Here is a 12,949-nt window from a genome sequence, read left to right as displayed (position 1 = left end):
ATTTAAAGTATATTTATAAAAAAATCTTATAAACTTTAAATTTTGAATATCAGGATTTTTTTCCTGAATTGACTTACCAGAACCTCAGCTTATATCGCAAGTATTAAATTATAGTAAATACTATTTTGGGAAATAATTAACCATAAATGATATTGGTAGTTATTATAATTACTATTGACAAAATAATAATTACATAAGTCTAATTTTGTGATATCGAATATAGGAATATTGATAGTTATTATAATTACTATTGACAAAATAATAATTACATAAGTCTAATTTTGTGATATCGAATATAGTATTGAGCCGACATCCGCGACTCAATATCTACCAAAGAATAATTTACTCAAAAAAATCAAGAGGCTGCGATCGCTGCTCAATTTGGTGCAGGCTAAGATCGGGAAGAAAACAGTTAGAAGGAATTCCTCCACCATTATCAGTGGATCTACTGTAATGCGTTCCAGCGACCGCCAGATTGCCGCTTCTATTTCATTATCCACCGCCAAGGTAGCTTCATCTAAAACCAAAACGGGCGGATTCTTCAAGACTGCACTATACAAGTTAATGACAATATAATTTTGACTTTTTTTGGAGATGTCTATAATAAAAGAGCTTTTCCCCCCAGGCTCTTTGAGGTTCCGGGTATTATACTTAATTGCCCGGATATCATATGACATCTATCTGTGCATCAACAAATTGTGTATGAGAGTTGAAACGGAATATGGCAATATCTGATATCCTCGAAGAACCACAGCGTCTGAGTCGCTTGTTTAGTGGACTGCGTGGCGATTTGACGGGAGGACTGACAGCAGCAGTGGTTGCCTTGCCTTTGGCTTTAGCCTTTGCGGTGGCAAGTGGAGTAGAACCAAAAGCTGGACTTTACACCGCTATTGTGGCGGGAATTGTAGCGGCAATTTTTGGTGGTTCCTCAGTCCAGATTACAGGGCCAACAGGGGCAATGGCTGTGGTTTTGGTGGGAATTGTCGCCAAGTACGGCATTGAGAAAGTTTGGATTGCTGGGGTAATGGCTGGGATTATCCAGATTGCCTTGGGGGTTGCCAAACTTGGACAGCTAGTGAAGTTTATTCCTTATCCAGTGACGGCAGGCTTTACCAATGGTATTGCCGTAATTATATTTTGTGGTCAATTAAATAATTTCTTTGGTTTACAAGTACCGCGTAGTGAACATTTTCTGCCGGGACTTTGGCAAAGTGTAACTCATGTAGAAGCTTTAAGCTGGGCTGCTGTTGGGTTGGCAATGGTGGTGATTGCAACCACGGTTTTGTGGCCCAGGATTAATTCTACAATTCCGGGTTCTTTAATGGGATTGGTGTTGGCAACAGCGATCGCTTCTTATTTCCATCTGGATGTACCCACAATTGGCAGCATTCCGCAATCTTTACCAATGCCCCAAGGTATTCCCCACTGGAATGATTTTAGCGTGATTCGGGAACTAATTAATCCAGCTTTGGCTTTAGCAGCATTGGGAAGTATTGAATCGTTGCTATCGGCGGTGGTGGCTGATGGGATGACGGTGAGCGAAAAACACAATAGCGATCGCGAATTAATTGGTCAAGGATTGGCAAATATTATTGTCCCATTTTTTGGTGGCATTCCGGCAACAGGTGCGATCGCTCGGACTGCTGTGAATGTCCGTTCTGGCGCTAAAACCCGACTGTCTGGGGTAATTCACGGCGTTGCCTTAGCCATTATTGTTTTAACTTTAGCACCCCTAGCAGCACAGATTCCTTTAGCAGCACTTGCTGGGATTTTGATGGTGGTTAGCGGGCGGATGATTGAGTGGGAAGGCATTGGTTTGTTAATGCGTGCTACCTACTCCGACTTTGCGGTGATGATTCTCACCTGGCTAGTGACAATCTTGTTTGACTTAGTTCTCGCTGTCGAAGTGGGATTGATTGCAGCCGGAGCCTTATTCATCAAACGGATGAGCGATTTAAGCCTAGTCAAAATACCTGAAACCGAAGTATTTCCCCCTGGTACTCCTCTGGAATTAGGTAAGGAAATTGCCGTTTATCGGGTAGATGGCCCCGTATTTTTTGGTGCTGCTGAACGGTTTGCTACCTTTCTGCGCGATGAACCGGAAGTGAAGTATTTAATTCTACGCTTGCGGTTTGTGCCAAATATGGACACAACTGGGTTAGTAGCCTTAGAGGATATTTACCATGATATGGAACGGCACAATTGCCGCTTAATTCTCACAGGTTTACAACCCGAAGTCAAACAACTATTAGAACGCACAGGATTGTTAAAAACAATTGGGTTATCAAATTGTTTTGAAACAACGACAGATGCGATTTGCTCTATCTCTCCTCAGATTGTAGGATGTTCTCTACCTGTAGCAGATGATTTGAAAACAAAAGAATTGCTGGAATTAAATGAATGACAAGATTTTGCTCTCTTGATGGCAAAATAAATACCTGTAATGACAACTGAAACCTAAGAGGATGTTTTAAAAGTCCCCTTGTCGGGATCAAAAGGTTCTAGATCCCTCTAAATCCCCCGATAAATTGGGGGACTTTGATTCCGGTTCCCCCCTTTTTAAGGCAGTAGGGAGGATCAATTAAGTGCCTAAAAGCACAGCCAAACACTTTTCAAACATCCCTTAATACTTCCAGGATTTATACCATTTCTTTGTGAGGCTGCGCCAAATTTTATTGGCTTCTTACTTACTTTCTTTCTTTGTGTCCTACCCTGCGGGAAGCCACAACTTTTGGAAACCAGAGGCGTAGCTTGCTTCTTTGCAGGAGTACGTGTCTATGCGTTCTTCTCTGCGAGACGCTGCGCGAATGCGGTTCGTTCCTTATATAGTTTGGCGGATCTTCATACAGAATTGGTATTACGGACTGAAAACCTAAAACCTAGATCTCCCCTTTTTAAAAAGGGGGGAACCGGAATCAAAGTCCCCTTTTTTAAGCTACGGTGTACACACATCTCTATACACGATGCAAAATATCGTGTGATCCCTCTAAATCCTCCTTGAAAAGGGGGACTTTAAGAGGTTTTACCCCCCTTTTTAAGTGGGGTTGAGGGAATCTACCGAGGCAAAATATCATTAACCCAAGCGTATTGATCCATACTCGCCTAAAGGTTGATGTTTCTTCTACATTTTCTGAGATTATGAAAAGAATATGAGAATATTTAACGGCAAAGTAAATGACTCCCCCAGAAAACAGACCTAGCTTACCAGAGGTTCACCGTAGTATTAAAGTTCCTAACAGCAGCAGCTTTTGGCGTAAGATGCTGGCTTATACAGGGCCAGGGTATCTGGTTTCAGTCGGATACATGGACCCTGGAAACTGGGCAACAGACATCGCTGGCGGGTCAAAGTTTGGTTATACTCTGTTAACAGTGATCCTGCTCTCGAACTTGATGGCGATATTACTGCAATCTTTGTCTGTACGTTTGGGAGTTGCTACAGGGCGAGATTTGGCGCAGGCTTGTCGAGACTATTTCAGCCGAAAGGTGAGCTTTTATTTGTGGGTACTGTGTGAGATTGCGATCGCCGCTTGTGACTTAGCAGAACTATTGGGAAGTGCGATCGCCCTGCAACTTTTATTCGGTATTCCCTTGATATGGGGTGTGTGCATCACTGCGCTGGATGTTTTGGTATTGTTATTCCTGCAACATAAAGGCTTTCGCTATACAGAAGCCTTGGTAATAATGCTGGTAGCAACAGTAGGCATCTGTTTTACAGCAGAAATTCTGTTTTCCCGCCCTGATATGGGGGGAATTTTGTTGGGATATCTGCCCAAGAGAGAGATTTTACAGAATCCAGAAATGCTCTACATTGCTATCGGTATTTTAGGGGCAACAGTGATGCCTCACAACTTATATTTACACTCCTCAATTGTGCAAACCCGTGATTGGCAACCTAATACTGAAAAAAGATGGGAAGCAATTAAGTTTGGCACAATTGATTCAACTTTTGCTTTGTCATTAGCACTGTTTATCAACTCAGCGATTTTAATTGTGTCTGCTGCAACATTTCATTTTTCTGGTAATCAGAATGTGGCAGAAATTCAAGATGCTTATAAATTACTTTCACCATTATTAGGAGTTAGTGCTGCCAGTGCTATTTTTGGCATCGCTTTACTTGCTTCTGGGCAAAGTTCAACACTGACTGCAACCCTGGCAGGACAAATTGTTATGGAAGGCTTTTTGCAATTTCGCTTTCCATCTTGGTTACGCCGTTTAATAACCCGTCTGCTTGCCATCATTCCAGCGTTAATTACAATCATTCTTTTTGGTGAAAAGAGTACAAGTAGCCTGATAGTTCTCAGTCAAGTTATCCTCAGCTTACAGTTACCGTTTGCAGTGATTCCATTGGTGATATTTACGAGTAATCGCCGCTTGATGGGTGAGTTTGTGAATCCCTTATGGTTAAAATCTTTAGCCTGGTTAGTTGCTATTATTATCGTTGGCTTAAATGTTTGGTTATTATTACAAATTATTTTGGGATGGCTGTTCCAAGTTCCCAGTTAAGATGAAGTAACAGATCCTTGGCAATCCAATGTCGTGCTACAAGTTATGAAGGGGTAAAGCCATGAACCATGTCAAGCGAACAATAGTCCTCTTGGGAATAACGAGTGTACTGAGTGTAATGCCTGCTGTTTATGCACGAGAAGCACAAATACCTCTGAAGGCGGCGAACTTTCAAGATTACTATAACCAAGGGGTGCAAAAGCTTGAGCAAGGCAACTTCAAAGGAGCGATCGCAGATTTTGATTCTGTAGTGCGGCTGAATCCACAATTTTATGAGGGTTTTTGCCTTCGAGGTTTGGCTAAATCTCAATTAAAAGACTTCAGTGCAGCAATTACTGACTTTAACCTAGCGCTGCGTATAAATCCCAACCATACAGATGCTTATAATGGTCGGGGAATCTCTTATGTAGAACTAGGAGATTTTCAGAAAGCCATTGCCGACTTTAATCAGACAGTGAAAATTGATCCAACCTCACAAGATGCTTATTACAATCTAGGACTAGCCCATTTTAGACAGGGAAATCATCAACAAGCAATTGCAGACTTTAACCAAGCACTACAAATCAATCCCAACCTAGCTGATGCCTACGGCAATCGAGGACTGGCACAATATGCTTTAGGAGATAGTAAGAGTGCTGTCACAGACCTTCAGTCAGCTGCAAGATTATTTCTTAAAAAAGGCGATACCCAAGCTTATCAACAAACACAAGCCCTGATTCAGCAAGTTCAGCGTTAGTAATTTGTTCAGGGTAATATAGAAGCATTAAGAATCCCGCTTTTGTTGCAAATCGGATTCAGAGAAATTTAAATACTCAGAGTGATTTAGATTTAACTGAGTAACAAGATTATTTTTTTAGTTTCATCCCAAATAATATTTGCGTCAAATTGAATCGTTTATCAAAAAATGGGATCGCAAATATTCGCCCTCTATCATTGGCAAAACAACAGTTGCGATCGCTTGCTGTTGTATCAATACGGTTCGGTTAACGTGTTTATCTCTCGAAGATCCCCCCAACCCACGCCAGTCGCTCCACTTGGGGTCTCCCCAAGTGGAGCGCTGGCTCCCCTTAAAAAGCTACCGTGTATACACAAGTCCTAGTAAAGTAGGTGGAGAGGATTTTTGAGAAGCAAAAACTATGGATAATCCCATCTTCCTCAAAAAAGCTGGATTAAATTTAGAAGCAACACAGTTAGAGTCTAGTATTGCTGTGCAACGCCTTACAATCCTTGCTTTATCAGTAGCCGTGCGAACCTTACAAATGGTTGAAGGGCGCGACAATACTCAGCTTTCTGCCGAGCTTACCTTTTGTGTTGAGCAGCAGCAATGCTTATCTCAAATTAAATCTTCTGTTGAAGGAGATACCAAAAAACTGCACAATCCTTATCCACGGGGTTGTTTGCCTTGGGCTACTTGGATCATTGCTCGACTTGGTGGATGGTCTGGTTATACCTCTGGGAGACCTCCTGGAATCCCTACCCTTGTTCATGGTTTAAGACAATTTGAATCCATCTTTCTTGGCTGGAAACTCGCTCTGGGTGGACTTGTGTATACACGGTAGCCTTTTTAAGGGGGGAACCGGAATCAAAGTCCCCCAATTTATCGGGGGATTTAGAGGGTTCTAGAACCTTTTGATACCGACAAGAGGACTTTTCAAACATCCTCTTAGAAAGAGTAGTAGAAAAGGGCTAAGGGGAAATAACGATCGCATCCCTATTTGAAATTCTCTGATCGCAAAACTACGTAAAAACACCGCATTAAAAGTATAATTTACCATAAATTATACAAGAGACTTAACATCCACTGATATATGTGAAGCAGAAAAGTAAAAGCCCCACTCAGTTTTGAGCAGGACTCTGTGAAGTTTTATTGCTAAAATTAAAAACCTTTATCTTAGAAAAAGTTCATTATTGTAATAATGCTAACGCTAGTCAAGATCATTAAAGCACCCATAATTATAGATTCGCCTAAGCGATTGGGGGATTTTGAAGTGTTCATTTAAGTAAAATCCTATTTATTAATTGTTTCTTAACCATATCAAAATCAGTATAAATATCTATAAAAGCATTGTAAAACTTAAACTACCGTAAATTTTCTTAGTAATTACTGTAATTTATACTTATGTATTCATTTTTACTTGCCATAGGTTATTTTCATAGTCTTCCCACTCCCCATTCTCCATTTCCACAATGTAGTAATTCCCGAACAGAATAATTACCTTATCTCCGAGCGGAATACGGGCCTTTATAGGCTAAAATAAATCTTAATCAAGGTAAAAATATTTGAACAGAAGATTATCATGACAGTTTCCACGGCATCTAGAAACCAAACGATCGCTTTTGACTTAGAAAAATTAAATCAGCAATTTGAAACTGCCACTCCCAAAGAAATACTGGCATGGTCTATAGAGAATATCCCAACGGAACTGGTGCAAACGAGCGCCTTTAACGTGGATGACATGATAATTACCCATATTCTTTACAGTGAACTGAAGCATCCCGTTCCTGTGATCTTTCTCGACACCTTGCACCACTTCCCCCAAAGCTTAGAATTAGTTGCCAAAGCCAAACAAGTCTACAACCTGGATTTGCAAACTTACAAAACTCCCGATGTAGACACCCGCGAAGCCTTTGAAGCCAAATACGGCGATAAACTCTGGGACAAGGATATTGCCCAATTCCACCACATTACAAAAATTGAACCACTGCTACGGGGTCTAGACGAACTCAACAGCATCGCTTGGATAACCGGACGCCGCCGTGACCAAGCAGTAACCCGTGCGAATATGCCCATATTTGAATTAGACGGTAAAGGTCGGCTGAAAGTAAATCCTATAGCCGCCTGGACACGCCAAGACAGTTGGGTTTACGTGGCTGAACACGGAGTCATCTACAACCCCTTGCACGACCAAGGTTATCCCAGCATTGGCGACGAACCTATCACCACCAAAGTAGGCGAAGGCGAAGACGAACGCGCCGGACGCTGGCGGGGAAGTGATAAAACAGAATGTGGAATTCATATTTAGTCGTTACGTATTGGTCATTAGTCATTAGTATTTAGACAAATGACTAATGACTAAGGACAAATATGATTAAAATCCTCCACCTCTCCGACATCCACATGGGAAGCGGCTTCTCCCACGGACGAATTAATCCCGCGACTGGATTAAATACACGGTTGGAGGATTTTGTCAACACCTTGTCTATATGTATTGACCGAGCGCTGACAGATGCTGTAGATATGGTGATATTTGGTGGTGATGCTTTCCCGGATGCGACACCACCGCCCTATGTACAACAAGCTTTTGCTAGCCAGTTTCGCCGTCTCATGGATGCCAATATTCCCACAGTACTGTTGGTGGGCAACCACGACCAACACTCCCAAGGACAGGGAGGAGCGAGTTTAAATATTTACCGGACTTTGGGAGTGCCAGGATTTGTTGTTGGTGATACATTAACTACTCACTGCATCGAAACCCGCAATGGTAAAGTGCAAGTAATCACCCTCCCTTGGCTGACCCGTTCTACCCTGATGACTCGCCAAGAGACTGAAGGTTTGTCTTTGGCCGAAGTCAACCAATTGTTAACGGAACGTCTGCGAGTTGTCTTGGAAGGGGAAATTCGCCGTCTTGACCCCGATGTGCCAACTATCCTTCTGGCTCACTTAATGTCTGACAATGCTACCTTGGGCGCAGAACGCTTTTTGGCAGTAGGTAAAGGCTTTACTCTACCCCTATCTTTACTGACGCGACCTTGTTTTGATTATGTAGCGTTGGGACACGTCCACCGCCACCAAAATCTGAATAAATCCAACAACCCACCGGTGATTTATCCAGGGAGTATTGAGCGGGTAGATTTTAGCGAAGAAAAAGAAGACAAAGGCTATGTAATGCTGGAACTGGAGCGGGGAAGCGCTGAATGGGAATTTTGTCCCTTAACAGTTCGGACTTTCCGCACCATTGAAGTGGATGTCTCGAAAGCAGATGATCCCCAGGCGGTATTAATGAAAGCGATCGCTAAGTATGATATTCAAGATGCTGTAGTGCGGCTAATTTACAAACTCCGCTCTGAACAGATGGATTTAATTGATAGTTCTTCTCTACATACTGCTTTAAGTGCCGCTCATACCTACACCATTCAAGCAGAATTAGTGAGTCAATTAGCCAGGCCCCGGATTCCTGAATTGAGTGCAAGTAGCAGCATCGACCCAATGGACGCCTTGAAAACTTATTTGAACAATCGCGAAGACCTCAAAGACATAGCAGCATCAATGCTGGATGCAGCACATAAGTTGCTAGCAGATGATGTGGAAGTCTGGCTGGAAGCAGCAACTAGTGAGTAGGATAGATGCCAATACGGTTCGGAAAAGATAAAGTTATCTGTTGAGGTGAGCAGGGCGAGAGGAGGAGCAGAGGGAGAAAGAATTATTGCTCAATAACTCTTTTTCCTCCCCTGCCTCAAGAGCTTATGCCAACCGGATTGGGATGGATGCCAATTATATTTTCATCTTCTAAATCGGGTTTCCTGGCAAGCTGCTAGAACCCTTTGATGGATTGTCCGATACAGGTTAGGATAATCCATCAATTAGAGGAAAAACTTCAAGCACGCTTAATCGCGCTTTTACATGAAAACCACCCAAATTTGTATTTGGGCAGATTTTTTAGGAGTTTGCTACTCTACTATCAATTGTTGTTTTTCTTCTAGCCAGAGGAAATTTTTGACTCAGTAAAAAAAGTTATCGAGCCTTGAATAAGCTACTCTTTACAGGTAAATCTTTTCGTTTTATGGCTTTTGTCCTACCGCTAATCATCTGGTGGGGATACAAAGAAGTACAAAACCAATTTGTACAGCCGCAAGCAGTTATAGTGTTGGGTGGTTCAACGAGACATTTAGAGCGAGAGAAGTTTACAGCAAAATTTGTTCGCGAGCATCCAAATATACCAATTTGGATAACTGGGGGTAGTCCACCTACATTCACCCGACGAGTGTTTACCAAAGCTGGTGTAGATCCCAAACGTTTACACTTGGACTATGAAGCCGTAGATACAGTTACTAATTTTACTACCTTGGTGGATGATTTGCAAGCTCGCGGCATCAAGAGCGTTTATTTGATTACTTCAGACTTCCATATGCGCCGGGCTTGTCTCATCGGCGAAATTATTTTGGGTAGTCGAGGTATTTATTTAAAACCAGTGTCAGTTCCTTCAGAAAAACCCCCTGAATCTATCGAAAAATCTATTCGCGATGGAGCTAGAGCGATACTTTGGTTAGCAACTGGTTACACTGGTGTGGATGCAGCTAAAAATAAACGGTAAATCATCAGTGGGAATTTGCATGAACTTGGCCTAACTCAATACAGGTAAATTAAGACAATCAATGCCAAGAATCGTGGTATTAACTAAGTAATAACAGACACATGAAACTACAATTATCGAAAACTAGTGCAACACTAACCTTCAAACAACACTAACCTTCAAATCAATTAACAATTTTTGCTCATTTGTTTGCTTGGTGAATACTTTGCGTCCACCAAAGTTTCGAGCGACGGCTTGGGTAACTTGAATTTACCTGTGTAGTTCGGGGAAAAAAACGTCCCAATTCCCTCCACAATTTGATACCCTAGCTTAAACAGATTTGAGAAAAATTAAAGCGTGGAAATTCAACTTGGGCGGGGAAAAACAGCTCGCAGAGCTTACGGAATAGATGAAATTGCTTTAGTCCCCGGTAACAGAACACTAGACCCCAGTTTGGCAGATACTAAGTGGCGGATTGGCAATATAGAGCGAGAAATCCCGATAATTGCCAGTGCGATGGATGGCGTAGTAGATGTTCGCATGGCTGTACGTTTGTCACAGTTAGGAGCATTAGGTGTCCTTAATTTAGAGGGGATTCAAACTCGCTATGCTGATCCAGAGCCAATATTAGATCGGATTGCCTCTGTAGGGAAAGATGAATTTGTTGCCCTGATGCAAGAACTCTATGCCGAACCAATAAAGCCAGAATTAATTGAACAACGTATTCAGGAAATTAAACAACAAGGTGGCATTGCGGCGGTGAGTGCAACTCCAGCCGGTGCAAGTAAATACGGTGAGGCTGTGGCAAAAGCTGGGGCAGATTTATTTTTTGTGCAGGCTACGGTGGTTTCTACTGCACATCTGTCACCAGAGTCTTTAGTACCACTCGATTTAGCAGAATTTTGCCGTTCCATGCCCATCCCCGTGGTGTTGGGGAATTGCGTGACTTATGAAGTCACTTTGAATTTGTTGAAAGCTGGGGCGGCTGGGGTACTGGTGGGAATTGGGCCTGGTGCCGCTTGTACTTCTCGTGGGGTGTTGGGTGTGGGTGTGCCGCAGGCGACTGCGATCGCAGATTGTGCTGCGGCACGAGATGATTACTACAAGGAAACTGGCAACTATATCCCCATTATTGCTGATGGCGGTTTAATCACCGGTGGCGACATTTGTAAATGCATTGCCTGCGGTGCTGATGGTGTGATGATTGGCTCCCCCTTTGCCAGAGCCGCCGAAGCCCCAGGACGAGGTTATCATTGGGGTATGGCGACTCCTAGCCCAGTTTTGCCTCGTGGCACCCGGATTCGCGTTGGTACCACTGGTAGCCTAGAGCAAATCCTCATTGGCCCAGCAGGATTAGATGATGGCACTCACAATCTTTTAGGAGCCTTAAAGACGAGCATGGGTACCTTGGGAGTCAAAAATATTAAAGAAATGCAGCAAGTGGAAGTTGTGATTGCACCTTCCCTATTAACCGAGGGTAAAGTTTACCAAAAAGCTCAACAATTGGGTATGGGGAAATAAAATTTGGGCATGGGGCATGGGGCATCGGCATAAGGGACACAAAGGGGACAAGGAGAATAACCAATGCCCAATGCCCAGTGCCCCATGCCCAACATCAAATTCTTTAATAAATTTTTCCAGCCCCCTAAACAATTGCTGGAAAAATTCGATATGTCGCCTACAATAGAGATAGCGGAGACGCATGTTTCCGTTCACTCCTCACACCACACTCCGCCCGGACTACTGTTCGGGCGGTTCCTTATGTTTATAAATAAATTCTAGAGCTTCTTTGCAAATGTACATCCTCGCACTTCCAAGCTGAGGTTTTTGCTATGGTAGAATTTTCACCAAGTTCAGATATTATTGGCGAAGGTTTTAGGCATGTCAACAGCCGCACAAGTTACCGATTCTAGTTTCAAGCAAGAAGTACTCGACAGCGATGTACCTGTTTTAGTTGACTTTTGGGCACCCTGGTGCGGACCATGCCGTATGGTAGCTCCTGTTGTCGATGAAATCTCCGAACAGTACAAAGGTCAAATAAAGGTCGTAAAAGTCAATACGGATGAAAATCCTAATGTTGCTAGTCAGTACGGCATCCGCAGCATTCCCACCTTAATGATTTTTAAGGGTGGACAAAAAGTGGATATGGTGGTCGGTGCTGTGCCTAAAAGTACATTAGCTTCCACTCTCGAAAAGTATCTTTGAAACTCAATCGACAATAAAATCCTCTTGAGTTATCCATGTTGTTCTAACTTTAGGTTAATTTTTATAAACAAGTTTGAGAGGGACAAATTTCTGGTCTCTCAAACTTGTTTACATTTGTATACAGTTTCCGATTCCGAATATTTTTAGGAGTTTTCTACTTCAAAAACAACTCCCTAATTCCCGCACTACCAATTTCCACTGCTAGCGCCGCCAAGAGAAAACCCAAAAGCTGAGTCACAATCACTCTACCTTCTGCACTAATCCACTGGTCAATCAGATTGCTAAACGCAAAATCAACCAAGTGACAAACATCGCCCCTAAACATCGCCCCTAAGATACCTACCACGACACCAATATGCGGACTCTGTGATTTAAACATCAGCAACATCACCGTTGTCAAAGTCCCCGGCCCCGCTAGCAGTGGTAAAGCTAGTGGAGTAATTGCGACATCGCGTCCTTCTTCAATAATCGGCTAATCTAATTCTCCCCGCAGCATTTGCAAAGCAATTAACAGCAACAATAATCCTCCTGCTACTCGCAAAGAGCCGATACTGATTTCCAAATAATTTAAAATTACTTGCCAAGCATTGGTAAATAGCAAAAGAACTGCGATCGCAATGATAATTGCTTTATCTATGACTTTGTTTCTTTGGTCTGGCATCATGCCCTTAGTCAGAACTAAAACAATCGGTATATTGCCCACAGCATCTGCTAAGACAAACACAGCGATAAATGTTTGAATGAGAATAGAAATATCCACAGCAGGTAGCTTTTATCAAGGTTTGCTCACAACCTAATCCCAATCTTGCTCAGTTTGCTAGAACCCAGAGGAAGATTAAGATCAGCAATAAAACAAGTCTGTTAAAGAAAAGCAACGCTGACGCATTTCTAATTAAGTTCCACAGATGTTTAACTAGCGATATATTTTGATAATCTATCTTCCATAAATC

At 42.5% G+C, this 12,949-nt stretch carries 10 protein-coding genes and 1 pseudogene; 9 read left to right on the top strand and 2 right to left on the bottom strand.

Annotated features, from left to right (window positions below):
* Nucleotides 1-320: 320 nt before the first annotated feature.
* Nucleotides 321-545, bottom strand: coding sequence for a hypothetical protein (locus V7K30_RS25885; protein ID WP_335004348.1), 225 nt, complete (start codon nucleotides 543-545; stop codon nucleotides 321-323).
* 176 nt (nucleotides 546-721) lie between these two features.
* On the opposite strand from V7K30_RS25885, the gene V7K30_RS25880 reads away from it, so the two are divergent.
* The 9 genes from V7K30_RS25880 (at nucleotide 722) to trxA (ending at nucleotide 11,999) form a co-directional block, all read left to right on the top strand.
* The gene (locus V7K30_RS25880; protein WP_335004200.1) at nucleotides 722-2,404 is read left to right on the top strand and encodes a SulP family inorganic anion transporter; all 1,683 of its coding nucleotides are present in this window, start codon (nucleotides 722-724) and stop codon (nucleotides 2,402-2,404) included.
* A 770-nt stretch (nucleotides 2,405-3,174) separates the two neighbouring features.
* Entirely contained in the window at nucleotides 3,175-4,503 is a 1,329-nt protein-coding gene (locus V7K30_RS25875) for an Nramp family divalent metal transporter (protein ID WP_335004198.1), read from the top strand.
* A gap of 61 nt (nucleotides 4,504-4,564) precedes the next feature.
* On the top strand, nucleotides 4,565-5,239 hold the full coding sequence (locus tag V7K30_RS25870) for a tetratricopeptide repeat protein (RefSeq protein ID WP_335004196.1): 675 nt from the start codon (nucleotides 4,565-4,567) through the stop codon (nucleotides 5,237-5,239).
* Between the two features lie 400 nt (nucleotides 5,240-5,639).
* A complete protein-coding gene (locus V7K30_RS25865) occupies nucleotides 5,640-6,062 on the top strand; it encodes a hypothetical protein (RefSeq protein WP_335004194.1) in 423 nt (140 codons plus the stop codon).
* A 738-nt stretch (nucleotides 6,063-6,800) separates the two neighbouring features.
* The gene (gene cysH / locus V7K30_RS25860; protein WP_335004192.1) at nucleotides 6,801-7,526 is read left to right on the top strand and encodes a phosphoadenosine phosphosulfate reductase; all 726 of its coding nucleotides are present in this window, start codon (nucleotides 6,801-6,803) and stop codon (nucleotides 7,524-7,526) included.
* Nucleotides 7,527-7,588: 62 nt separating this feature from the next.
* Complete coding sequence (locus V7K30_RS25855) at nucleotides 7,589-8,842, top strand: exonuclease SbcCD subunit D (protein ID WP_335004190.1); 1,254 nt, start codon at nucleotides 7,589-7,591, stop codon at nucleotides 8,840-8,842.
* A gap of 442 nt (nucleotides 8,843-9,284) precedes the next feature.
* Entirely contained in the window at nucleotides 9,285-9,815 is a 531-nt protein-coding gene (locus V7K30_RS25850; RefSeq protein WP_335004334.1) for a YdcF family protein, read from the top strand.
* A gap of 336 nt (nucleotides 9,816-10,151) precedes the next feature.
* Nucleotides 10,152-11,315 (top strand): GuaB3 family IMP dehydrogenase-related protein, encoded by a 1,164-nt coding sequence (locus tag V7K30_RS25845; protein WP_335004188.1) that lies wholly within the window; start codon nucleotides 10,152-10,154, stop codon nucleotides 11,313-11,315.
* 360 nt (nucleotides 11,316-11,675) lie between these two features.
* Entirely contained in the window at nucleotides 11,676-11,999 is a 324-nt protein-coding gene (trxA, locus tag V7K30_RS25840) for a thioredoxin (protein WP_265275256.1), read from the top strand.
* Nucleotides 12,000-12,153: 154 nt separating this feature from the next.
* Here trxA and V7K30_RS25835 read toward each other — a convergent pair.
* Nucleotides 12,154-12,759 (bottom strand): annotated as a pseudogene (locus tag V7K30_RS25835) (MarC family protein).
* Nucleotides 12,760-12,949 lie beyond the last annotated feature (190 nt).

This window comes from Nostoc sp. (assembly GCF_036917655.1).
In the GTDB taxonomy this organism is placed as follows: domain Bacteria; phylum Cyanobacteriota; class Cyanobacteriia; order Cyanobacteriales; family Nostocaceae; genus Nostoc.
Note: the sequence above shows the minus strand (reverse complement) of the source record. Positions and strands in the feature narration are given on the sequence as shown.

Coding starts and splice junctions, on each gene's coding strand:
- V7K30_RS25880 (WP_335004200.1), top strand. CDS start 722: ATGGCAATATCTGATATCCTCGAAGAACCACAGCGTCTGAGTCGCTTG.
- V7K30_RS25875 (WP_335004198.1), top strand. CDS start 3,175: ATGACTCCCCCAGAAAACAGACCTAGCTTACCAGAGGTTCACCGTAGT.
- V7K30_RS25870 (WP_335004196.1), top strand. CDS start 4,565: ATGAACCATGTCAAGCGAACAATAGTCCTCTTGGGAATAACGAGTGTA.
- V7K30_RS25865 (WP_335004194.1), top strand. CDS start 5,640: ATGGATAATCCCATCTTCCTCAAAAAAGCTGGATTAAATTTAGAAGCA.
- cysH (WP_335004192.1), top strand. CDS start 6,801: ATGACAGTTTCCACGGCATCTAGAAACCAAACGATCGCTTTTGACTTA.
- V7K30_RS25855 (WP_335004190.1), top strand. CDS start 7,589: ATGATTAAAATCCTCCACCTCTCCGACATCCACATGGGAAGCGGCTTC.
- V7K30_RS25850 (WP_335004334.1), top strand. CDS start 9,285: ATGGCTTTTGTCCTACCGCTAATCATCTGGTGGGGATACAAAGAAGTA.
- trxA (WP_265275256.1), top strand. CDS start 11,676: ATGTCAACAGCCGCACAAGTTACCGATTCTAGTTTCAAGCAAGAAGTA.